Raw genomic sequence first — 23,829 nt, 5'->3', positions numbered from 1 at the left:
TAACGCCAGAATGGAACGATCGCGCGGCCGGCTTTCCGCTCCGAAAGCCGGTGCCCGTTCGGGTCGCACACAGGGAAGGGCTCCCGCACTCGGGAGACACCTTCGAAGAGAAGGGGGAAGCAAGATGTTGTTGCTCAACGATCGCCTCGACCGCCGCCGCCCGGCGGTTCGCCGCGCCGCCGCCATGGCCAGCGCCGCCGCGCTGATCGCCGCGCTGGCCTGCGGGCCGGCCCACGCCCAGGACGATACGTCACAAACCGACGAGACTGCGGGCCAGGAGATCACCGTCACCGGCACGCGCGTCCAGCGCGACGGCTATCAGGCGCCGACGCCGCTGACCGTGGTGGGTGCCGAGCAGATCCAGGCCTCGACCTCGACCAACGCCGCCGACTTCGTCAACGCGCTGCCCCAGCTCTCGGGCAGCGCCACCCCGGCCAACTCCAACTCGGCGATCTCGAGCGGTCTGGCCGGCCTCAACGCGCTCAACCTGCGCAACCTCGGCGCGTCGCGCACGCTGGTGCTGCTCGACGGGCAGCGCTCGGTCTCGTCGAGCCTTACCGGCGTGGTCGACATCAACACATTCCCGCAGGCGCTGATCGAGCGCGTCGAAGTCGTCACCGGCGGCGCCTCGGCGGCCTATGGCTCGGATGCGCTGTCGGGCGTGGTCAACTTCATCCTCGACAAGAAGTTCACCGGCCTGAAGGGCGAGGTCGGCGGCGGCGTCACCACTTATGGCGACGATCGCTCGTGGAACGTCTCACTGGCGGGCGGCTTCGGCTTCGCGGGCGGGCGCGGCCATGTGCTGGTCAGCGGCGAACTCGCGCATGTCGACGGCATCTACGGCACCGGCGACCGCAAGTGGAACAAGACCGGCACCTTCATCGTCGACACCAACCCGGCCTATGTCGCAGGCAACGGCCAGCCCGAGCGGCTGGTGGCCTCGGGCGTCCAGATCGACACCGCGACCGCGGGCGGCATCATCACCAGCACCACGCTGCGCGGCACTGCCTTCGGGCCCGGGGGCAGCAGCTACAACTTCGTCTACGGCAGCGCGACCAAGGACCCCTGGACGATCGGCGGCAACTGGCAGGCGAACCAGCTCAACGAGACCGTGACGCTCGACTCGCCCGAGGACCGCAAGGGCCTGTTCGGCCGCGTCAGCTTCGACGTCACCGACGACATCAACCTCTATGTCCAGGGATCGTGGAACCGCGACCATGTGATCAACAGCTCGTCCGAGCAATATCACCTCGGCGACTTGACGATCAAAGCGGACAACGCCTTCCTGCCGCAGGCCATCCGCGACCAGGCGGCGCTGCTCCACATCGCGTCGTTCAGCTACGGCAAGATGATCACCGACCTCCCCGCCCGCGGCACCGACAATGAGCGCACCGTCCAGCGCTACGTCGTCGGGGGCGAGGGCCATGTCCAGCTCTTCGGGTCGCCCTGGGCGTGGAATGCCTATTACCAGCGCGGGACGACGGATTCGTCGCAGACGCTCCCCGCGATTACCAACAACACGCGCTTCGCCAATGCGATCGACGCGGTGTACTCGAACGGCCAGATCGTCTGCCGCTCGACACTCACTGCGCCGACCAACGGCTGCGTTCCGCTCAACATCTTCGGCACCGGCGTCGCTTCGCCGGCCGCCATCGCCTATGTCATCGGCGCCCCGCACCGCGACGAGACCTACACACAGGACGTCGCGTCGTTCAGCATCACCGGCGAGCCCTTCTCGACCTGGGCGGGCCCGGTCTCGATCGCGACCGGCGCCGAATGGCGGCGCGAGACGGTGGATGGGGTCGTCGACCCGATCTACAGCTCGGGCTGGCGCAACGGCAACTTCCTGGTCAGCAAGGGCGCCTACGACGTCAAGGAAGCCTTCCTCGAAGTCGTGGTGCCGCTCGCCAAGGACCTGCCCTTCGCGCATTCGCTCGAGTTCAACGGCGCGGTGCGCGGGACCGACTACAGCACCTCGGGCTATGTCACGACCTGGAAGGCCGGCGGCACCTGGGAGCCGGTCCCCGACATCCGCTTCCGCGCGACGCGCTCGCGCGACATCCGCGCGCCCAACCTCTCCGATCTCTACACCGCGGGCGTCGCGAACAGCAGCACGGTTCGCGACCCGACCCGCGGCAATGCAGTGACGGCCTATACCGGGCTCAAGATCGGCAACCCCAACCTCACGCCCGAAATCGCCGACACGCTCGGCCTGGGCGTGGTGCTCCAGCCGAGCTTCATCCCCGGCTTCAACGCTTCAGTCGATTACTACAACATCGACATCAAGGACGCGATCGGATCGATCACGCCGCAGGAGACCGTCGACTATTGCTTCGCCGGCAATACGACCGCCTGTGCCGCGATCACCCGCGGCACGAACTCGGGCGGCCAGCCGATCTTCACCCAGATCCTGCGCCAGCCGTTCAACCTCGTCTCGCAGACCGCGCGCGGGATCGACTTCGAGGCGAGCTACGTCCGCCCGCTCGACAGCATCTTCGCCGGCGCGCCGGGCAAGGTCTCGATCCGCGCGCTCGCGACGCACTATCTCAAGAACTACACCAACAACGGCATCTCTCCGCCCACCGACACCGTCGGCAGCAACGGCGACGCCGGCCCGCCCAACTGGCGCTACACGGTCAACCTCAACTATTCGACCGACAGCATCGGCGTGACGCTGGCCGGGCGCGGGGTCAGCTCGGGCACGATCGACAACATGTACATCGAGTGCACGTCGAACTGCCCGGCGACCAGCGTCGCGCACCCCACGATCAGCTCGAACTATCTGCCCGGCGCCTTCTACGTCGATCTCAGCCTGGTCTATAAGTTCAGGCTCGGCGGCGGCACGCGGGTGCAGGCGTTCTTCAACGTCAAGAACCTCGCCAACAAGGATCCGGCGATCGTCCCGCGCGACGCGGCGGGCGGCGGCTTCTTCGCCTATGCGGCGAACCCGACGCTCTACGATACGCTCGGCCGCACGTTCCGCGCGGGCATCCGGTTCGAGATGTGACCGAGCCGCTTCGCCGCCGTGCGCTGCTCGGGCTCGCGGCGCGCGCGGCGCTGCTGCTGCTCGCTGCGCCGGGGCTGGGGGGATGCGCGCATCCCGTGTCTGCGCCGGCCCAGCCGAAACCAAAGCCGCAGCTGACGGTGCTGGTCTCGGGCGCGTTCGAGCCGGCGCTGCGCAGGCTCGCGCCGATCTACGAGCGGCGGAGCGGCGTTCACCTGGTGATCGTCGGCGGGCCGTCGATGGGGGCGAGCCCGACGGCGATCCCCCAGCGGCTCGAGCGCGGCGAGGCGGCGGACGTCGTGATCCTCGCGCGCGAGGCGCTCGACCGGCTGGCCAAGGCCGGCAAGGTGGCGCCGGGCAGCGAGCAGGACCTCGTCCTCTCGAAGATCGCGCTGGCGGTGAAGGCCGGGACGCCCGTGCCCGGCATCGCGACCGTGCCGGCACTGCGCGCGACATTGCTCTCGGCGAAGTCGGTCGCCTATTCGGACAGCGCGAGCGGAGTCTATGTCTCGACCCAGCTGTTCGCGAAGCTCGGGATCGCCGAAGCGATGGCAGGCAAGGCGCGGATGATCGAGGCGACTCCGGTCGGCCTCATCGTCGCGCGCGGCGAGGCCGAGCTCGGCTTCCAGCAGCTGAGCGAATTGAAGCCGATCGCCGGCATCCGGATCGTCGGGTTGTTGCCTGAGGAAATCCAGAAGACGACGCGCTTCTCGGCAGGGCTCGTCGCCTATTCGACGCAGCCGGAGGCGGGCACCCGGCTGATCGCCTTCCTGCGCTCCGGCGCGGCGCGCGGGGCGATGGTCGAGAGCGGGCTGCAGCCCGTCCGCTAGCCTCGAGCCCAATCAGGTTCGCACGCTTCTTAAGCCCCTCCCCTTCAGGGGAGGGGTTGGGGTGGGGCCTGTGCGTCTCACAGAGACCGACGTACTTGTGGACATGCCCCACCCCCAACCCCTCCCCTGAAGGGGAGGGGCTTGAATGCTCCAGCGCTTCAACCTGATCGAACTCGAGTCTAGGCCGCGCCGACAGCTCGGGCGACGTGGCTTGCTATGTAGGAATTCGCCTGCTTGGCTGGCGCGGCTGGCAAAGTCCGGCCGCTCTTTGAACCTGGCAGGGACCAGGCACCGGAATCGCCGCGACGGGTCGTGACTCTTGTGACTTTTCGACCCTCGGCCCCTCAGCGACTCGGCGTTGCACGCTCAGCATCGAGACGCGTCGGCGCCCGAACCGGAAAAATTTCGCGAGGGTCCGAAGGAAATCTCCGCGCCGATGCTCTATGGCGGTGGAAGCCACGCGCGAAGAGTGACCGGATGTAGTGATCGACCAACGGCGGCAATTCATGGCGCAATGGGTGGCGGCGAACGTGCTGCCGCACGAGCCCGTGATTCGTGCCCGGCTCGCCCGCGCCCGCGTCGCGCCCGAGGAAATCGACGACGTGATTCAGGAGGCCTATTCGCGGCTGGTCGCGCTCGATTCGGTCGCGCACATCAAGCGGCCGCATGCCTATTTCTTCTCGGTCGTGCGCAACCTGCTGGTGCGCCGGCTGAAGCGCGAGAAGGTGGTTCCCATCGAGACGATCGCCGAAATCGAATCCTATGCCGACGACCAGGCGCTCACCCCCGAGCGCGAGGCTGGCGGGCGGATGGAATATGCCCGCGTGCGCGAGCTGATCGCGGCGCTGCCCGAGCGCTGCCGCCGGATCGTCGAGATGCGCAAGATCGAGGGACTCTCGCAGCGCGAGATCGCAACGCGGCTCGGCGTGACCGAGAGCGTGGTCGAGAACCAGGTCCACCAGGGCATCCGCGCGGTGCAGCGCGCGATGCGCGACCAGGATGCGGCGAGCGAACGACTGGCCGCGCCTCGCCCCGCGCGCCGGCAGGAGGGCGGATGATGGCCGAGAGCGCCGCCAGGATCGAGGATGCCGCCGCGCGCTGGGCCGCGCAGATCGACGGTGAGGGCTGGAACGCCGAGCGCGAGGCCGAGCTCGCGCGCTGGCTCGCGGGCGATCCGCGCCACGCGGGCGCACTGCTCCAGGCGCAGGCGGCCTGGGAGTGGCTCGGCGGCGCGGCGACGGAGCAGGCGCCCGAAGACGAGGCCGATCCCCGCCCGATCCGCGACCTGCTCACCCGGCGCCGGTTGCTGGTCGGCGGCGGGGCTCTCGCGGCATCGATCGCGGCGGTGATGCTGCTTCCCCCGGGCACCGATTATGCGACCAAGCTCGGCGAGATCCGCCGCGTGCCGCTGCCCGACGGCTCGCTCGCCGCGATCAACACCTCGAGCCGCATCGAAGTCGCAGCGACGGACAAGCTTCGCCGCATCGTCCTCGCGGAAGGCGAGGCCTGGTTCCAGGTTGCCAAGGATGCCGAGCGGCCCTTTGTGGTCGAGGCCGGCGCGGTGCGCGTGCGCGCGACGGGCACGGCCTTCTCGGTCCGCCGGCGCGAGGGTGGTGCGGACATCTATGTGACCGAAGGCACGGTCGAAGTGACCACGATCGGCGGCGGCGCGGCGCATCCGGTCTCGGCAGGCGCGGGGCTGCACGTCGCCGACGATGCGACCGCGCAGCCGCTCGCGCACGACAGTGCCGCGATCGACCGCGTGCTCGCCTGGCGCAGCGGCGAGATCGCGCTCGACGGCCGCTCGCTCGCCAGCGCGGTCGCCGAGTTCAACCGCTACAATGCGCGCCAGATCGTGGTGCGCGATCCCGTGCTGCTCGCCGAGCAGCTCGACGGGACGTTCCGCACCGACGATCCGGTCGAATTCGCCCAGGCGGTGCACGGCACCTTCGCCACGCCGGTCGACCTCTCCGACCCGAACCGCATCGTGATCGGTCGTTGATGACAATTTTTTTGCAACGCACCAAAGGAAAGCCCGCGGCCGCATCTCTTTAGGATCGGGAGCGGCGCAGAGCGCGTCCGCAGGCTTCGGGGGAAGCGGCATGACAAAGAGTCTCGCGATCGGGTGGTGGGCAGCGGCGGCAGTGGCGACGACGGTAGTCGCCGCACCAGCGGCGGCGCAGGAACGCAGCTTCGACGTCCCCGCGCAATCGGCCACCACCGGCATTGCCGCGCTCGCGCGTCAGGCCGGCATCCAGATCCTCGCGGCGCGGCGCGACACCCACGACAAGCGCACCAATGCGGTGCGCGGCAAGATGAGCGCCGATCGCGCGCTCGCCGCGCTGCTCGCCGGCACCGGGCTCACCTTCAGGGTCACGGGGGCGCAGACCTACAGCGTCGTCCCTATCGACGCGGCCGCCACTGACGGCGGCCGCGAGGAGCGCCCCGAAACCACCGCCACCGCCGAGGATGAGCTTATCGTCACCGGCACCAACATCCGCGGCGCCGAAGTGACGTCGCCGTCGCGCACCTACCGCCGCGAGCAGATCGAAGGCGCGGGCAACGTCACCGTCGAGCAGTTCGCGCGTAACCTGCCGCAGAGCTTCAACTCGACCAACCGTGAGACCGCGGCGCTCGGTACCTCGGGCACGTCGGACAACGACGCATACGGCACCGGCATCAACCTGCGCGGGCTCGGCACGGGATCGACGCTGACGCTGGTCAACGGCCGCCGTGTCGCGCCGGGCGGGTCGCAGGGCGGGTTCGTCGATATCACTGCGATCCCCCTCGCCGCGGTCGAGCGGATCGACGTGGTGACCGACGGTGCCTCGGCGATCTACGGGTCGGATGCGGTCGCCGGCGTGGTCAACATCGTGCTGCGCGACAAATACGACGGCGCCGAGACCTCGGTCTATGCCAACGTGCCCACGCGCGGCGGCGGGCGCGAGGTCGGCGCGTCTCAGCTGCTCGGCAAGAGCTGGTCGACCGGCCATGCGATGATCGTCGGCGACTATTATGACGCGCGCCCGATCTACGCGAGCCAGCGCGACTTCGTGCCGCCGTCAACCTACCCGCTGCCCTATGGGCTGAGCCCCGAGATCCGCCGCCAGTCGGCGTTCGGCAATGCAGAGCAGCAGGTCGGGCCGGTGCTGACGCTGTTCGCGCAGGGGTCCTGGAACCACCAGCGCTACCTCGATCATATGAGCCTGTTCACCTTCCTCACCAACACCTTCCACGGCACGCAGGACAGCTACAGCGGCGTCGGCGGCGCGCGCTTCGCGCTGACCCCGCACTTCGAGGTCGAGCTGTCGGGAAGCTACGGCCAGGCCGAGCAGCAATCGGCGAACGTCTACGACCAGATCCCGATGAGCACGACCGGCTGGAGCCGTACGCGACTGCTGGAAGGCGAGGTGCGCGTGAAGGCCGACCTGTTCGAGCTGCCCGGCGGCTGGGTGCGCAGCGCGTTCGGCTATGAGGCGCGGCGCGAATCCTACACCTCGCTCTACACCGCCACCGGCACGACCGACACGCACTCCTCCTCGTCGCGCGACGTCGACGGGCTGTTCGGCGAAGTGAACGTGCCGCTGGTCGATACCGCCAACGGCATGCCCGGCCTGAGGCGGCTCATCGTCTCCGGCGCGATCCGCTACGACCATTACAGCGACGTCGGCGGCGCGACCTCACCCAAGGTGGGGGTGCTCTGGGGCCCGGTCGAGGGCTTCGATCTGCGCGCGACCTGGGGCCGCTCGTTCCGCCCGGCGCTGCTCTCCGAGCTCGACCCCGGGGGCATGAGCTACCAGCTCACCCCCTTTCCCGAGCCGTCGGGCGGGTTCATCAACACGCTCTACGTCAACGGCTCCAACCCGTCGCTCAGCCCCGAGCATTCGACTGCCTTCACTGCGGGCTTCGAGTTCAAGCCGAGCGCGATGAAGGGCCTCAGCGCCTCTGCCAGCTATTTCTCGATCGACTATCGCGATCGCATCGCCCGCCCGCCGGTGGTGGGCGGCGCGCCCTTCGTCTTCTACGATCCGGGCGCGGTCGGCTCGTTCCTGAGCTATCCCGCCGACCCGGCGCTGGTCGCGGCGGCCTTCGCCACCGGCCGGGTCGAGAGCACCAACGGCCTCGTCCAGGCCGATACCCAGGCCTATTTCGACTATCGGCTCCACAATATCGCGCGGATGAAGACCTCGGGGCTCGAGTTCGCGCTCGGCTATGTCCTCGATCGGCCGTTCGGCACGATCAGCGCGGGGCTCGAAGGCAATTGGATCTTCACGCTCAAGCAGCAGCCCGACGCCGGCTCGCGCTATGTCAAGCTCGACGACACCGAGTTCCAGCCCGCCGACTTCCGCGCCAACGCCAATCTCGGCTGGGCGAAGGGCGGCGCGAGCGTGACGGCGATGTTCCATTATGTGGGCAGTTATCGCGATACGCTGGTGATCCCCGAAGGCCGCGTCCCCGCCTGGCTGACCGGCGACCTCGCGGTAAGCTACGACTTCGGCTTCGGGCGCGAGTCCGGGCTGCTCTCGGGCCTGCGCGCGACGGTGGCGGTGCTCAACCTCGCCGACGCCGACCCGCCGCGGCTGCGCGTCGATGCCAACGCGAATGTGTTCGACAACGGCTATGATCCCACCAACGCTTCGGCGGTGGGCCGCACGGTCTCGCTCCGTCTCACCAAGGCCTGGTGATGCCGGATCGAGCCCCGTCGGGGGAGGCCGGGCACTTGCCCCGCTACGGCCTCTTCGACGACTTCCGTTTCGCCGGCAGCTTGATGGCGCGCTATTGGCTGTCGGCCGACTGGCCGGTCGCCTGGCTGCTGACGCTCGCGCTGGGCGGCGTGCTCGTCGGCGCGGTGGCGGCGACCCAGCTCTCGATCATGGCGCAGGCCGGAGTCACGTCCAGCCTCGCCGGCTATCAGGCCGCGGGCTTCTATCGCGCGGCGCTGATGAGCCTGTGTGCGATGGTGATGATGATGGGCGGGATGGCGCTCAACGGCTTCGTCCGCCAGGCGATCGAGATCCGCTGGCGCGGGCGGCTGACCGCCGGCTACCTCGACCGCTGGTTCGCCCGACGGCGCTATTACCTGATCGAGGCGGGCGGATCGATCGAGAACCTCGAGCAGCGCGTCCAGGAGGACACGATGCTCGCCGCGCGCTCGACGCTCAGCCTGCTGAGCAGCGGCGCGCAGGTGCTCGGCACCTTGCTCACGCTCGGCACGGTGCTGTGGACCGGCAGCGAGACCGTGCCCTTCGTGATTGCAGGGCTCACGATCGCGATCCCGCACACGCTCTTCTGGACCGCGATCGTCTACGCGCTCGTCACCTCGGTGGTGATCCACTTCATCGGCCGTTCGCTCTCGCGCTACAACATCCGCCAGCAGCGCTACGAGGCAGAGTTCCGCCTCGGTATGGTGCGCGTGCGCGATGCCGCCGAGCAGATCGCCTTCTACGGCGGCGAGGCGGACGAGCGCCGCCGGCTCGACGGCCAGTTCGACCTCGTGCGGCGCAACTGGGGCAGCCTGATCGTCCGCTCCTTCCGGCTGATGGTGCTGCAGAATGTGGCGACCTGGTGCGCCCAGATGCTGCCCTTGTTCATCACCGCGCCTTCCTATTTCGCGGGCAAGGTCGCGCTCGGCAAGCTGATGGAGTTGAACGCGACCTTCGGCACTTTCGGGTTGCAGATCACCTGGTTCGTCCAGAGCTATGGCGAGATCGCCGACTGGCGCGCCAACGTCGAGCGGCTGCGACGGCTCGAGGCGGCGCTCGACGAGCCGCATCCCTCGGGCATCGCGTATCGGCGCGAGGGCGAGGCGCTCGCCGCGCGCGAGCTCGCGCTGAGCCTGCCCGATGGCGCGCCGCTGCTCCGCCTGCCGTCGCTCGACATCGCGCGCGGCGACCGGCTGCTGGTCAGGGGCCGCTCGGGGATCGGCAAGAGCACGCTGATGCGCGCCATGGCCGAGCTCTGGCCCTATGGCTCGGGGACGATCGTGCGGCCCGCGGGGAGCGCGATGTTCCTGCCGCAGAACGCTTATGTGCCGGCGGGCACGCTCGCTGCCGCGCTCGCCTATCCGGCGCCGGCGGACGCCTATCACGTGGCGCAGCTAGCGCGCGTGCTCTGCGAGGTAAGGCTGCCGGGCCTCGTTCAAAGGCTCGACGACGAGGAGGATTGGAAGCGGATCCTCTCGCCCGGCGAGCAGCAGCGGCTGTCGATGGCGCGCGCGCTGCTCGTGAAGCCCGACTTCCTGTTCCTCGACGAAGCGACCAGCGCGCTCGACAGTGGATTGGAGCACGACCTCTACACCAGCCTGATCGAATGGCTGCCCGGCTCGGCGATCGTCAGCGTCGCGCACCGGCCGCAGCTCGAGAAATTCCACACCAAACTGCTCGACCTCGGCGGGTCGGCGCCGTCCTGCGCCGAACCCGTCGGGGCCGGGGCCTAGAACCCAAGGGAAACCAATCATGAGCGAGTTGAAGGCGGTGACCACCGCCAGCTTCGACGACGACGTCCTGCGCGCGGACCTGCCCGTGATCGTCGACTTCTGGGCGCCCTGGTGCGCGCCGTGCCGCCAGCTCGCGCCTTTGCTCGACGAGCTGAGCGCCGACTATGCCGGCGAAGCCGAGATCGTGAAGGTCGACATCGACGCCGAGCCCGCGCTCGCCGAGCGCTTCGGAGTGCGCGGCATTCCGGCGCTGGTCCGCTTCGCCGACGGCGCCGAGACCGGTCGGCTGGTCGGCGCGCTGTCGCGGACGCGGGTGAGTGCCTTCGTCGAGGGCGAGGCGGTATGAGCCTCAGAGCCTTCCAGGGCGATCCGCTGGTGCGCGACGCGGCGCTGATGCGGCTGCGCGCCGCTGCCGCGCGCGACGCGGTAAAGACCAAGCCCTTGCTGTGGGACGGCACGGCCGGCTCGCCGCTCGGCTGCCTGCTCGCGAGCGAGGACCCTGCCGGCTGGACCGACGCGCTCGGCCTGCCCGCCGGGCTGGCGCTTCCGGTCGAGCTGCTCTCGATCAACGCGAGCGGCGGCGCGGGCGGGCTCGAAGCCTTCCTTCTGGCGGTGCCGCCGGGCGCCGACGCCACGCCGCTCGTTGCGAACGCCTTGTTGTGGATGCTCGACCAGGTCGCCGGGGCGAGCTCGGTCGCAGCCGAAGTCCGCGAGGCGCAGGCTGCCGCGCTCGCCGGCGCTTCGCCGCCGCGCGAGGCTTGGCGGGCGCTGCGCAAGCGTGCGATGGCCGCGACGGCCGAAGCGCGGGCGCCCGCCGAGGCTGCCGCCGCGACGATGGTCGAGGCGATGGCCTGGGATCCCACCGAGGCGCGCTCGGTGCTGCGGGATGCGCTCGATGGCTGGGTCGGCTGGTGCATGGCGCAGGCGCCGGGCCCGGACCCTTTGACTCAGGAGGAGCAGCAGGTCGTCCAGGCCGCGCTCGAGGCGGGCGGAGTCGAGCTGCGCCTCGATCTCCCGGTCGAGCCCGAGCTGGCGCGCCGCCTCGATGCAGGGTCGCCGGGGCTCGCCGCGCGGATGGAGGCCGACCGCGCCCGCATCCATGGCGCGATCACCAGCGCGCATGCCCGGCTGCTCGACGAACTGATCCGGCTGGCGCGGCAGCTACCCGCGCCCGCCACCTGCCAATGATGGACCCCGTAATGACCAATCCCCTGTTGCACGACGAGCCGTTGCCCCGCTTCAGCGCCGTCCGTCCCGAACACGTCTGCCCCGCGGTCGAAGAAGCGATCCGCGCGCATGCCGATGCGATGGCCGCGATCCTCGCCGGCTCGGGGTTCGAGGCGGTCTATGCCGCCAAGGAGCGTGCCGACGTCCGGCTCGGGCGGATGTGGCGGATCGTCTCGCATCTGGCCGCGGTCGCGCGCACGCCCGAGCTCGCCGCCGCGCATGGCGAAGCCGAAGCGAAGCTGATCGCCTATGAAACCTCGGTCGGCCAGGACGAGGCGCTTTACCACGCCTTCCGCGCGATCGACCGTACCGGCCTCGACGCGGTGCAGGTGCGCGCGCTCGACCAGGCGTTGCGCGGGATGGAGCTGTCGGGCGTCGCGCTCGCACCGGCGCCGCGCGCGCGGTTCGCCGAGATCTGCATCGAGCTCGGCGAGCTTTCGACCGGCTATGGCAATGCGCTGATGGATGCGACGCAGAGCTGGACGCTCCCGATCGCCGACGAGGCCCGCCTCGCCGGCATCCCCGCCGAGGATCGCGCGATGCTCGCCCGCAACGCGGCGGCGCGCGGGCTCGAGGGCTGGCTGGTCGACCTCCACGGCCCGAGCGTCCGCGCGGTGATGCGCTATGCCGACGACCGCGCGCTACGCCACGAGGTCCACACCGCCTTCCAGACCCGCGCCTCGGATGCGGGGCCCGACGGCGGCAAGTTCGACAATGGCCCGCGCATCGACGCGATCCTCCGGCTTCGCCAGGAAGCCGCCGAGCTGCTCGGCTTCGCGAACCCGGTCGAAAGCTCGCTCGCCGTGAAGATGGCCGACAGCGCCGGGCAGGTGGAGGCCTTCCTCCTCGACCTCGCCCGCCGCGCCCGCCCGCGCGCCGAGGCCGAGCTCGCGTCGCTGCGCGTCTTCGCCGCGACGCTCGGCATCGCGACGCTCGAGCCGTGGGACACCGGCTATGTCGCCGAGAAGCTGCGCCTCGCGAACCACGCGCTCGACGAGACCGAGATCAAGCGCCACCTGCCGCTCCCGCGCGTGCTCGCCGGGCTGTTCGGGCTGGTCGCCGACCTCTACGGCGTCGAATTCGCCGAGGAGGCGCAGGTCGACGCCTGGCATCCCGACGTTCGCTACTATTCGCTGCGGCGGAGCGGCGTGCCCTTCGCCGGCATCTACTGCGACTTCTTCGCGCGCGCCGGCAAGCAGGGCGGCGCCTGGATGGACGTCTGCCGCTCGCGGCTGAGCCCCACTGCGGCGGGTAGCGGCGGCCAGCTGCCGATCGCCTTCCTCAACTGCAACTTCGCGCGCGGCGCGGATGGCGCCGACGCTTATGTCTCGCACGGCGACATGATCACGCTGTTCCACGAGATGGGCCATTGCCTCCATCACGTGCTGACCGAGGTCGAGTTGCCCTCGATCGGCGGCATCGCCGGGGTCGAGTGGGACGCGGTCGAGCTGCCCAGCCAGTTCATGGAGAATTTCGCCTGGGAGCCGGCGATCCTCCGCATCGTCTCCGCGCATGCCGAGACCGGGCTGCCGCTCGACGAAGCGACGATCGCGCGGATGATCGGCGCGCGGCGCTTCCTCGGTGCGCTCGCGCTGACCGACCAGGTCGAGCTCGGCCTCGTCGACCTGCGCCTCCACCTTACCGCCGCGCATCCCGATCCGGCGGCGGTCCTCGCGCAAGTCGAGCGCCAGGTCTCGCTGATGCCGCGACCCGCCTCGGCGCGCCCGATCCACAGCTTCGCGCACATTTTCGCGGGCGCCTATGGCGCGGGCTATTATTCCTACCTGTGGGCCGAGCGGCTTTCCGCCGACGCCTTCGAGCCCTTCGCCGAGCCGGGCGCCGACATGGCTGCGCTCGGCGGGCGGTTCCGCGAGCAGGTGCTGGCGCGCGGCGCGAGCCGGCCGGCGATCGAGAGCTTCACGGCCTTCCGCGGCCGCGAGCCCGGCAACGACGCGCTGCTCCGCGCCTGGGGGCTGGCGGCGTGAACGACGCGCGTCGCGCTATTCGGCGCTGAGCGAACCCACGCCGCCGAACACCGGCTTCCCGGCGAACAGCGTGAGCACCACCTTGGCCTTGGAGATTTCGGTTGCCGGGATCTCGAAGAGGTTGCGGTCGAGGACGATCAGGTCGGCGTCCTTGCCTGGCGCGATCGAGCCGGTCTCCTTGTCGAGGTGATTTACCTCGGCGACGTGGAGCGTGTACGACCGGATCGCTTCCGCGAGCGTCACGGCCTGGTCGGCCAGCAGCGGGCCACGTGCGGGTTCGAGTGGGTTGGTCCGCGTCAGCGCGACCTGGAGCCCGTCCAGCGGGTTGGCGGAATCGACCGGCCAGTCCGAACCATAGGCCATCTTGCCGCCGGCGCGCACCACGTTCGCGGTCGGATAGATGAACCCCGCGCGCCGCGGCCCGATCGCCTGCTTCTGCAGGTCCATGTCGTCATAGTTGCTCGCCCAATAGGGCTGGAACACCGCATAGACGCCGAGCTTGCCGAAGCGCGGCTGGTCTGCGGGGTCGATCACGTTCATGTGCGAGATCATCGGGCGGTTGCCGCGGTCGCCATTGGCCTTGCGCGCGGCCTCGAACGCATCGAGGCTCTCGCGCACTGCGCCGTCGCCCTCGGCGTGGACATGCCCCTGGAAGCCCTCGGCGTCGAGCGCGACCATCGCTGCACTCAGTACCTCGGCCGGGATGCCGGGTTTGCCGCGGTCGGCGGTGCCGTCATAGGGTTCGATCATCAGCGCGGTGTGCTGAGGAAGCACGCCGTCGAGGTAGAATTTGACGCTGCGCGCGTTGAGACCATAGCTCCGTGCCCGTTCGGCGGCGCGCAGGATGCCGGGAATCTGCTCGAGCCCGCGCTCGTTCTGCCATTTGAGATCGATCACGACATGTGCCGTGAGGACGCCGCGGTCGCGCACCGAGCGATAGGCCTCGACCATCGGGCTGCTGCCGTCGTCGGCGTATTCGACGCCCGCGTCGTGCCAGTTGGTGATGCCCAGGCTGTTGAAACGCCTGGTGACATAGACGATCGACGCCTCGAGCTCGGCCTCGGTGGGCGGGGGCACGAGCTTGTCGACCAGCGCCATCGCGCTGAATTCCCACAGCGCTCCGTTCGGCTCGCCGGTCTGCGGATCGCGGCCGATCCGTCCGCCCGGCGGGTCGGGCGTGTCCTTGGTGATGCCGGCGAGCTCGAGCGCCTTGGAGTTGGCCCACATCGCATGGCCGTCGAACGAGCCGAAGAGGATCGGCCGGTCGCGGCTGATCGCGTCGAGCGTCTCCTTGCGAGGCGAGATGCCGGGGAAGTTGGTCTGCGCCCAGCCGACGCCGTAGACCGTCTCGGTTCCCGGCTTCTTCGCGACGCAGGCGGCGATCATCGCCTGATATTGCGCGGGGGTCTTGCCCTCGACGATCGGGCAGCGCGCCTGGGTCAGTCCGCCGAACATCGGATGGGCGTGCGCGTCGCCGAACGCCGGCATCAGCATCCGCCCGCCGAGGTCGATCACCCGGGTCCGCGCGCCCTTGGTGCGGGCGACCTGCCTGGCCGAGCCCACCGCCAGGATCTTGCCGTCCTTGATTGCGACGGCCTCGGCCCAGGGCTGGGCCTCCTCCACCGTGTAGACGCGTGCGTTGGTGAGGATCACGTCCGCGGCCGCCTTGGGAGGCGCCACCCTGTCGCCCGCCGATGCGCCCGACGCGGCGGTGAAGGCGAGCGCCAGCGCGAGGAGAAAACGCCGCGGCCCGCGGAATCGGAACCGAAAGCCGCCCTCGACCGACCCACCGACTCTTGCCATCGTCCACCTTCGCGCAGCCCGGCGATACATTCGCCGGTCCGATGGCCTAGCCCGTGCGCGAGCGATCGCAAGGTATCACGCGATCAGCTATTCGGCATCGTACGAGCGTCGGTGTGGCGCTGCCCGAGCCGGGCGATCACTTCGGGCGGGATCGCCGCCGCTGCGCCCTTGGCGGCGAGGCCGGGTCGCTCGTTTACAAAGGCCTCGCCAGAGCCTTTCATCCGCGACACGTTACGGGTTCCGCGGCGCCGCTTGTCCTGGGTCGTGGAAATATGCCCGGAGGGATACCCCGGATCATGGTGAATGACGCGACGCTCAGGGACTGGTTCTGCGGGGAGGTTCTCCCGCTCGAGCCGTCGCTGACATCGTTCATCCGCCGCAACTGGCGCGAGGAGGCCGATGTCGCGGATTTGAGGCAGGATATCTACGAACGCGCGCTGGCCGGCGCCCGCGAGGGGCTGCCGCAGCATACGGGAGCCTTTGTGTTCACCGTCGCGCGCAATCACCTGATCAACTGCGCCAAGCGCGCGCAGATCGTGTCGTTCCAGCTCGTCGCCGATCTCGAGGAGGCGGGGGTGCCGATGGACGCGCTCGCGCCAGAGCGCCAGCTCCAGGCTCGTGACGAGCTGCGCCGCGCCCAGGCCGGGCTCGACCGGCTGCCGCCGCGCTGCCGCGAAGTCGTCCGGTTGCGCAAGCTCGAGGGACTCTCGACCCGCGAAGTCTCGGATCGGCTCGGCGTGGGGATCGACACGGTCGAGAAGCAGATGACGCTCGGCATGCGCGCGCTCGCCGATTTCATGCTGGGCGGCACCGGCAAGGTCGACCGCGCCAGCCTCGCCGAGCGATCGTCGCGAAAGCGCGGCGCATGAGCCGGGCCGACACCGTCGAACAGGCCGCTGCCGAGTGGCTGGGCCGCCGCGAGGAGGCGGCGTGGAGCGCGACCGACGAAGCGGCGTTCGGCGCCTGGATGGAGGCGTCGCTCGCGCACAAGGCCGCCTATTGGCGGCTCGAGCACGGCTGGCGCATGGCCGACCGCATCGGCGCGCTCGGCCCCGTGGAGCCGGTCGCTGCGCCACCGGCATCGCGCCGGCCCGCACGGATCGCGCTCGCTGCACTGGCGGCGTCGCTGCTCGTCGCGCTGGTCGGCTCGGCGCTGTGGCTGATGCGCCCGCAGACGGTTCCGATCGCGCGTTTCCACACGCCGGTGGGCGGGCACCAGCTCGTCGCGTTGGCCGACGGCAGCCGGATCGAGCTGAACACCGCGACCGAGGTGCGCTCGGCAGTCGGCGCCGCGCGGCGCGAAGTCTGGCTCGATCGCGGCGAGGCCTATTTCGAAGTCGCGCTGCGCCGGGGCGAGGCCTTCATCGTCCACGCTGGCTCGCGGACGATCACCGCGCTCGGCACCAAATTCTCGGTGCGCTGCGACGGCGACACGGTCAGCGTCTCGGTGCTCGAAGGCAGCGTCCGAATCGAGGACGCGCTGCGCGGCGGCGCCGCCGCTTCAGCCACCGCCACCAAGGGCGATCGCGTGATCATCCGCGGCGTCTCGACGCTGGTCGCGGCGCAGTCGGTCGAGCGCGTCGAGGATGCGCTCGCTTGGCGTGACGGCATGCTCGCGTTCGACCAGACGCCGCTCTCCGAAGCCGCGGCCGAGTTCAACCGCTACAACCATCGCCGGCTGGTGATCGATGACCCCGCCGTCGCCTCGATCCGCATCGGCGGCGCCTTCCAGGCGAGCAACGTCGATGCCTTCGCGCGGCTGCTCAAGGACGCCTATGGCCTGCGGATGACGGTTCGGCAGGACGAAATCGTCATTTCGAGCTGATCGCGTTACGGGATTGTGACGCTTGCTTGTCCTCCAATCCAGGGAATGCGCGAAAAGCGCTCGGGTCGGGGGAAAGACGATGGCGGGAAGATACGGGTCGATCCTGTTCGCAAGCGTGTGTGTCGCGGCGGTGGTCGTGCCGGCGCAGGCGTTTGCGCAGTCACGGCATTGGGAGATCGCGGCGGGGGACCTCAAGCGCGCGCTCGACGCCTATGCACGCCAATCGGGGCGGCAGGTCATCTACAAGGTCGACGAAGTGCGCGGCGTGCGCTCGCCGGGGGCAGCCGGCAATCTCGATGCCGATGCTGCACTATCGGCGATCCTGGCGGGCACCGGCTTCTCCGCGCGCACCGATACCTCGGGCGCGATCGCGGTGGTGCGCAACGCGCCGCAGACCGCCGATGCCGAGGAGGCGCCCGCGGAGGGTCCCGACCAGGACATCGTCGTCACCGGCACCAACATCCACGGCCAGGAGCCGGTGGGCAGCCAGGTGATCGTGATCGACCGCAAGGCGATCGAGCGCAACGGCCATTCGACCGCGCTCGAGATCGTCCGCGCGATGCCGCAGAATTTCGCGGGCGGCGTCTCGAACGACACCGGCGTGCTGCCCGCCGGCGCGGGGCTGGGCGATACGGCGTCGAGCACCAATGCCAACGGCGGCACCGCCTTCAACCTGCGCGGGGCAGGGGCCGGCGCGACGCTGACGCTGGTCAACGGCCGCCGCCTCGCGCCGAGCGGGATCGCCGGCGCCTATGCCGACGTCTCGAACCTGCCGATCTCGGCGATCGAGCGCGTCGAAGTGCTGCCCGACGGCGCTTCGGCGCTCTACGGCTCCGACGCGATCGGCGGCGTGGTCAACTTCGTGCTGCGCAAGGATTTCGACGGCGCCGAATCGCGCGCGAGCTTCGGCACGGTGACCAAGGGCGGGTTGACTGAGTTGGTGCTCGGCCAGACGCTCGGCAAGCGCTGGAGCACCGGCGGCCTCCTGGTGACGGCCGAACATTACCGCCAGGCGCCGCTCGAGGCGATCGACCGTCCGGCGTTCAACCTCGACTTCCGGCGCTACGGCGGCGCCGATCGCCGCACCATGACCTGCACGCCCGGCACGCTCCAGGTCGGCGGCCAGAATTTCGCGCTCAACGGCACGGCGACGCCGACCGCGGGGCAGAACCTCTGCTCGCCCGACGATATCTGGATCTATCCGCGCGTGCGCCGCACCAATGTCGTCGCGCTGGCGGACCAGGAGATCGGGTCGATCTTCAAGATCGAGGCCGACGCCAGCTGGTCGCGCACGATCAACGAACGCGACCTGTCGCCGTTCAGCAACTCGGTCGCGATCTACAGCTTCAATCCCTATTACCTCAATCCGCTGGGCAACGGCGCGCCGGTGACGGTGCAGGTCGACACCAACGACATCGTCGGCCCGACGCTCCAGCGGATCACCACCGACAGCTTCGGCGGCGGCCTGTCGCTGATCGCCAAGCCGGGGGCAAATTGGTCGATCACTGCGGCGATCTCCTACGGCCAGGAGAAGGTCCACCAGTGGACCGGCTATGTCGATCCGATCTCGTTGGCGACCGCGGGAGCGAGCGCGACGACCGCGACGGCGTTCAATCCCTTCTCGACGCCCGCGGGCAATTCGCAGGCGATCCTCGACTATCTGAAGAACAGCCTCATCAACCTCTACGACCTCAAGGGCGAGCAATGGATCTATCGGCTGAGCGCCGACGGACCGTTGTTCGCGCTGCCGGGGGGAGACATTCGGGTCGCACTGGGTGTCGAGCGCCGCGAGATCAAGCTCGCGGGCGCTGGCTCGTCGAACTTCGTCCATTATGCGGCGTACAGCTCGACCTTCGGCTCGGCGTACGACCGCACCATCAATGCGGCGTTCGCCGAGCTCGTCGTCCCGATCTTCGGCGCATCCAACGCCAGGCCGGGGCTGCGCCGCCTCGAGCTCGGCTTCGCGGTGCGCGGCGAGGATTATTCGGACTTCGGCCAGGTCGTCGTGCCGCGCGCCGGGATCAGCTGGGTGCCGGTCGACGGCCTCAAGCTCCGCGGCAGCGCCTCGCGCTCCTATCGCGCGCCGAGCCCGACCGACCTCGCCGGGCAGCAGAACAGCTTCCTCTACCAGGTCGCCGATCCGCTCTCGCCGACGATGCGGTCGAACGTGATGATCCTCAACGGCGGCAACGACCAGCTCAAGGAGGAGCACGCCCGCACGCTGAGCTTCGGCGCGGACTGGACGCCGCCGAGCGTGCCCGGGCTGCGCCTCGGCGTCTCCTATTACGACATCGCCTATTCGGACCGCATCCTGGTGCCGCAGTTCACGCCTGCGAGCCTGTCCGACCCGACCTTCCTCGGCATCGTCAACCGTTCGCTGACCGCGGCGCAGCAGGCGGCGCTCTGCGCGTCGACGACGTTCGGCGGCAACGCTACCGGCCTGCCGGGCGGCTGCACGTCGGTGCCCGTGACGATCCTGATCGACGCGCGCACGCGCAACGTCGCCAAGCTCAACACCAATGGCATCGACCTGAGCGCCTCCTACGGCTTCGCGCTGGGGCCGGGCCATGCCGAGCTCGGCACCGACGCCACCTATGTGTTCCGCTATCTGTTCGACGTGCCCGCGGGCCAGCGCGACTATGTCAACACCGCCGGCAACGTGCCGCACCTCAAGGTCCGCTCCTCGGCGGGCTGGTCGATCGGCGGGTTCAACGCGACGCTGTTCATGGATTACATCAGCAAGTCGCACGACAATCGCGTCGCGCCGTCGGTGCCGATCAAGAGCTACGCCTCGTTCGACCTGAACCTCGGCTATGCCTTCGCCGATACCGGCCTGCTCGGCCACACGCGGCTGAACCTCAACGTCCAGAACCTCTTCGACCGGCAGCCGCCGTTCGTCGACAACACGCTATATGGCTACGACCCGCAGAACTACGACCTGCGCGGCCGCTTCATCCGGCTCAGCCTGACCAAGGGGTGGTGATCATCATGGCTCGCGTTACCGTTGCTCGCCTCGGCCTTGCCGCAGGCGCCGCCCTCGCGCTGACTCTCGCCGGCGCGGCCCAAGCCCAGACACCCACGGCGCCGCCCGCTCCCGCGCCGACGCCTGCTGGCCCGCCCAAGCCCCAGCTCACCGTCGCGCAGCGGATGCAGCTCGAGAGCATCGGCGAGGTCGTGTCGCTGCCCGGCGGCCGGTTCGTGTTCGAGCAGCTGCCGCCGTATCGCGAGCGCATCGGCTATGGGATCGACGACGCCCGCGCCGGCGCGCGGGTGATGGTGCTCGATCCCGGAGCGAAGGCGCCGCGGCCGCTGTTCAGGCCCGATCCGAAGCGCGGCTATGAGATCATCGGCGTCGCACCGTCGGGCGGGCGGCTGGTGGTGCGGATCACCGCGATGGAGGGGACGCCCACCGCGGCCGTGGTCGATGTCGCGACCGGCAGGCTCACCCCGCTGCAATATGCCCCCTATGGCGATTTCGAGGATGCCGGCGTCACCTGGCTCTCCGACGACACGCTGGCCTATAGCGTCGCGCCGGCGGACCGCGACCCGGTGATCGTCGCGCGCCTCCGCCCCGCCGCCGCCGATACGCTGCGCCGCGAGTGGAGCGCGGCGTTCGAGGGCAAGCGCACCACGGCCGACGTGCTGCGCAGCCGACCGGCCGCCGAGCCCGCGACGCCCAAGCCGGGCCAACTCGTCGTCGCCGACGCGCGAACGGGTCGCGGGAGCGTCGCGAGCGAGGGGCTGCTGCTCAACCTCCGCGCGGCACCCAGCCGCAGCTTCGTCGCCGGCATGCGCCGCGGCGGCCTGCCCGCGAATTCGACGAGCGAGTTCCGCCCCGTCGTCGGCCAGCGCGACCTGATGGTCGCCGGGGTGAGCGGTCCGCAGGCGGGCAAGAGCTGGCTCCCCTGCGCCGATTGCGACGTGCTGCCCGAGACGGTGATCTGGGACGCCGCGCAGGACCAGCTTTATTTCTACGCACGCAAGCCCGGCCAGGGCTGGGAGCACGGCAGCTATTACCGCTACACGCCCGGCACCGCGGCGGCCGAGCCGATCGATGCGCAGGGCCAGAATCTCGCCGGCTGGATCTATTTCTATACGCCGGGCTCGGGTGAGGAGAAGAAGGCCTATGCGCCGATCCCGCTCGCGGGCGGGATCGCCGTGCCGATCGAAGTCGAGGCGCCGGTGCACGACGTTGCGGCGATCGTCGCCGCGGGCCCCTATGCCCCGCCCGCACCGGTCAAGATCCGCTGGGTGCTGCTCAAGCCGGGCGCCGCGCCGAGGACGATCTCGGGCGACCTCAAGACGATGTCGCCGATGCCGATCGCCTTCACGCCCAAGGCGCTCTACGTCGTCGCCGACGGCAAGGTCTGGCGGCTCTCGCCTGACGCCGATCCGGTGAACCTCACGCCCGGCGCCGCGATGGTGATCGCCGCCCAGCCGCTCCGCCACGGCGGTACGCCGCCTCTGCTGGCACCCAGCCAGCACGGCGGCGACGTCGCCGGATCGCCCGACAAGGCCGGGCTCGCGCTCGTCCAGCGCATGACGGGCATGACCCGGGAGTACGGCTATCTCGACCTCGACGGCGGCGCTTTCACATCGCTCGGCGTCGTGCCGATGGAGGAGCGCGTCGTCGCCGCTTCGGGCGGGCCGGCGGTGGTGATCCGCGGCGACGGCGACGGCGTCGCGCTGTCGCGGCTCGAGGGCGGGGCCAAGCAGCCGCCGTTCCTGCGGCTCAACACCTTCCTGTCCGGGGTCGGCTGGCCGAAGAGCCAGCAGATCCGCTACAAGCTGGATGGCCACGACCTCCAGGCCTGCGTGACCACCGATCCGGCGGCGAAGGACCTCTCGAAGCGGCCGATCGTCGTCTACCTCTATCCGCTGGTCCGGGGCGGCTGCAGCATGGGCGCGCCGGGCGGGCCGTCCTTCACCACGGCGCTGGGCGTGCCGGAGGTCTATTCGCCCGAGTTCCTCGCGGGCCTGGGCTATACCGTCGTGTTCCCCGCCGCGCCCGCCGAACTGGTCAGCACGCATGACGAGGCGCTCGCCGGGTTCAGCAAGCTGATCGACGTCGCGGTCGACGAGGCGGGCAAGGAGGGGCTTGGCGACGCCAGCCGCGTCGGGCTCTTCGGGATCAGCCAGGGCGGGTTCAGCGTGCTCAAGACGCTCACCGAAAGCGGACGCTACAAGGCCGCGGTCGCGGGCTGGTCGGCGAGCGACTATGCCAGCGATTTCGCGAGCTTCGGCCCGGTGCGCGGCATCCTCAAGACGATCTGGTCCGACGGTCGGCGGATGTGGTACCCCAACAATGCCCTCGCCGCGCATTCGGTGCCCTGGGAAGACCCCGACTGGTACGTCCGCAGCAGCAGCTATTTCAACTCGGCGAAGATCACCACGCCGCTGCTGATGGTGCAGTCGGACCTCGACGCGAACTTCCCGATGAACCAGTTCGACGAGCTGTTCACCGCGCTCTATATCCAGCACAAGGACGTCGACTATGTCCGCTACTGGGGCGAGGGTCATGGCCTCACCAGCCCGGCGAACATCGAGGATTTCGCCGCGCGGGTGAAGGCGTTCTTCGCCGAGAAGCTGGGGCCTGGGGACCGGTAGCCGGAGCGGGCATTCCTGCCGCGCCGAAGTCGAGCCGGCGCGTCATGCTGAGCTCGGGTGCGTCATCAATTGCCGAACGGGCACCGCCCTCTGGCCAGAGCCGCGAGCCCATCTCGTCGCCGAGGATCTCCACTTCCCCTCGCCCGGGTCGCCCGTCTGCTCGCGCTCGGGGAGGGGGCATCCGCTGATACTCCGGTTGCGCCTGCGGGACCCGGGCCTGGCGCTCAGGCGATGAGTGCGCTGAACTCCTCGTCACACACGCGGTCGACTTCGCGGCGATAGTCGGCGAAGGCGGCATGGCCTTCCGCGACCAGCCCGAGCGCAGGCTCGCCGCGCCGCGCCGCATCCCATTTCAGCAGCGCCACTGGCGCCGCCACCGGCGTCAGCCGGCCGCCCCGCGCCGAGCGCAACGTGGTCAGCAGGCCATACATGTTGCCGGCGATCGAGGGGCGCCCGAGCGTCATCAGCCGGTATTGGCCGTGCTCGTTGGTGACGAGATAGATGTGGCCGGACTGGTAGGGCATCGACACCGCGCCCTTCTGCGCGAACTGCGCGTCGAGCCGCGCCTTCTCGCTGAAGCCGAGGTGGCCGGCGTCGTCGTTCCAGAAAATCTCGGTGAGATAGGCGTAGACCGCGCCCGGCGTCTCGAAGCTCGGGCGCAGCGTCAGGTACGAGCCGATCAGCCAGTCGACACCCTCGCGGCGATAGGCGCCGAGATCGGCGGCGGCCTGCGGCGAGGCGGCGGGGGCGGCGGCGCTGCGCAGCCGGACGCCGAGCGCGTCCTCGATCCGGATCAGCGTGGCCAGGGTGAAGGGGCGTTCGCCGGACAGGCCCTTTTCGAGCGTCGACACGCTCAGCTTCGCCGCATCGGCCAGCTGGAGCCGCGACATTCGTCGCCGCGCCATGCCTTCGCGGATGCGTTCGCCTACGTCATGCTGGCCCGCAATGTCGCCCCCAATGTTGCCCATGGTCGCGCAGTGACCCCTCCATAGGCCCACATGGCCCGACATATCCGTACTGGAAGCATCGGCCGTGAGGATAGGGGAAAAAGTTTCAAGAAGATCACGTTCGCGCAACATGTTCCGCTGCGGCACGATCGGCAGGTTCTCGAA

The 23,829-nt window shown here is 69.7% G+C and carries 16 protein-coding genes; 13 read left to right on the top strand and 3 right to left on the bottom strand.

The window, feature by feature from the left end; genetic code table 11:
• Positions 1-124: 124 nt before the first annotated feature.
• The 9 genes from J7495_RS10435 (at position 125) to J7495_RS10395 (ending at position 13,482) form a co-directional block, all read left to right on the top strand.
• Positions 125-3,007 (top strand): TonB-dependent receptor, encoded by a 2,883-nt coding sequence (locus J7495_RS10435; RefSeq protein WP_294056433.1) that lies wholly within the window; start codon positions 125-127, stop codon positions 3,005-3,007.
• On the top strand, positions 3,004-3,834 hold the full coding sequence (locus J7495_RS10430; RefSeq protein WP_294056432.1) for a substrate-binding domain-containing protein: 831 nt from the start codon (positions 3,004-3,006) through the stop codon (positions 3,832-3,834). The genes J7495_RS10435 and J7495_RS10430 overlap by 4 nt, the downstream gene beginning before the upstream one ends.
• A gap of 482 nt (positions 3,835-4,316) precedes the next feature.
• Entirely contained in the window at positions 4,317-4,892 is a 576-nt protein-coding gene (locus J7495_RS10425; RefSeq protein WP_294056431.1) for a sigma-70 family RNA polymerase sigma factor, read from the top strand.
• Positions 4,889-5,836, top strand: coding sequence for a FecR domain-containing protein (locus tag J7495_RS10420; protein ID WP_294056430.1), 948 nt, complete (start codon positions 4,889-4,891; stop codon positions 5,834-5,836). The genes J7495_RS10425 and J7495_RS10420 overlap by 4 nt, the downstream gene beginning before the upstream one ends.
• Positions 5,837-5,936: 100 nt before the next feature.
• The gene (locus J7495_RS10415; RefSeq protein WP_294056429.1) at positions 5,937-8,519 is read left to right on the top strand and encodes a TonB-dependent receptor; all 2,583 of its coding nucleotides are present in this window, start codon (positions 5,937-5,939) and stop codon (positions 8,517-8,519) included.
• Between the two features lie 35 nt (positions 8,520-8,554).
• Entirely contained in the window at positions 8,555-10,270 is a 1,716-nt protein-coding gene (locus tag J7495_RS10410; protein ID WP_294056428.1) for an ABC transporter ATP-binding protein/permease, read from the top strand.
• A gap of 19 nt (positions 10,271-10,289) precedes the next feature.
• Positions 10,290-10,616, top strand: a complete 327-nt coding sequence (trxA, locus tag J7495_RS10405; RefSeq protein ID WP_294056427.1) for a thioredoxin — start codon at positions 10,290-10,292, stop codon at positions 10,614-10,616.
• The gene (locus J7495_RS10400; RefSeq protein ID WP_294056426.1) at positions 10,613-11,458 is read left to right on the top strand and encodes a hypothetical protein; all 846 of its coding nucleotides are present in this window, start codon (positions 10,613-10,615) and stop codon (positions 11,456-11,458) included. Before trxA ends, J7495_RS10400 begins: the two co-directional genes overlap by 4 nt.
• Before the next feature lie 11 nt (positions 11,459-11,469).
• The gene (locus J7495_RS10395; RefSeq protein ID WP_294056425.1) at positions 11,470-13,482 is read left to right on the top strand and encodes a M3 family metallopeptidase; all 2,013 of its coding nucleotides are present in this window, start codon (positions 11,470-11,472) and stop codon (positions 13,480-13,482) included.
• Between the two features lie 15 nt (positions 13,483-13,497).
• Here the strand turns inward: J7495_RS10395 and J7495_RS10390 are convergent, their stop codons facing one another.
• Both J7495_RS10390 and J7495_RS10385 read right to left on the bottom strand, forming a co-directional pair.
• Positions 13,498-15,285 (bottom strand): amidohydrolase, encoded by a 1,788-nt coding sequence (locus tag J7495_RS10390; RefSeq protein WP_294056424.1) that lies wholly within the window; start codon positions 15,283-15,285, stop codon positions 13,498-13,500.
• 83 nt (positions 15,286-15,368) lie between these two features.
• Positions 15,369-15,506, bottom strand: coding sequence for a hypothetical protein (locus J7495_RS10385; protein WP_294056423.1), 138 nt, complete (start codon positions 15,504-15,506; stop codon positions 15,369-15,371).
• Between the two features lie 75 nt (positions 15,507-15,581).
• Here J7495_RS10385 and J7495_RS10380 point away from each other — a divergent pair, with 75 nt between their 5' ends.
• From J7495_RS10380 to J7495_RS10365, 4 genes are all read left to right on the top strand, one after another.
• Entirely contained in the window at positions 15,582-16,154 is a 573-nt protein-coding gene (locus J7495_RS10380; protein WP_294056422.1) for an RNA polymerase sigma factor, read from the top strand.
• Positions 16,151-17,110, top strand: coding sequence for a FecR domain-containing protein (locus J7495_RS10375; RefSeq protein WP_294056421.1), 960 nt, complete (start codon positions 16,151-16,153; stop codon positions 17,108-17,110). Before J7495_RS10380 ends, J7495_RS10375 begins: the two co-directional genes overlap by 4 nt.
• A 79-nt stretch (positions 17,111-17,189) precedes the next feature.
• Positions 17,190-20,093, top strand: coding sequence for a TonB-dependent receptor (locus J7495_RS10370; protein WP_294056420.1), 2,904 nt, complete (start codon positions 17,190-17,192; stop codon positions 20,091-20,093).
• A gap of 5 nt (positions 20,094-20,098) precedes the next feature.
• On the top strand, positions 20,099-22,717 hold the full coding sequence (locus J7495_RS10365) for a prolyl oligopeptidase family serine peptidase (RefSeq protein WP_294056419.1): 2,619 nt from the start codon (positions 20,099-20,101) through the stop codon (positions 22,715-22,717).
• Between the two features lie 224 nt (positions 22,718-22,941).
• Here the strand turns inward: J7495_RS10365 and J7495_RS10360 are convergent, their stop codons facing one another.
• Entirely contained in the window at positions 22,942-23,685 is a 744-nt protein-coding gene (locus J7495_RS10360) for a helix-turn-helix transcriptional regulator (protein ID WP_294056418.1), read from the bottom strand.
• Between the last annotated feature and the right edge of the window lie 144 nt (positions 23,686-23,829).

Origin of the sequence: Sphingomonas sp. (assembly GCF_017745215.1) — a bacterium.
Classification (GTDB): Bacteria; Pseudomonadota; Alphaproteobacteria; order Sphingomonadales; family Sphingomonadaceae; genus Sphingomonas.
The sequence above is the reverse complement of the archived record's forward strand: the minus strand, read 5'-3'. Positions and strand labels throughout refer to the sequence as shown.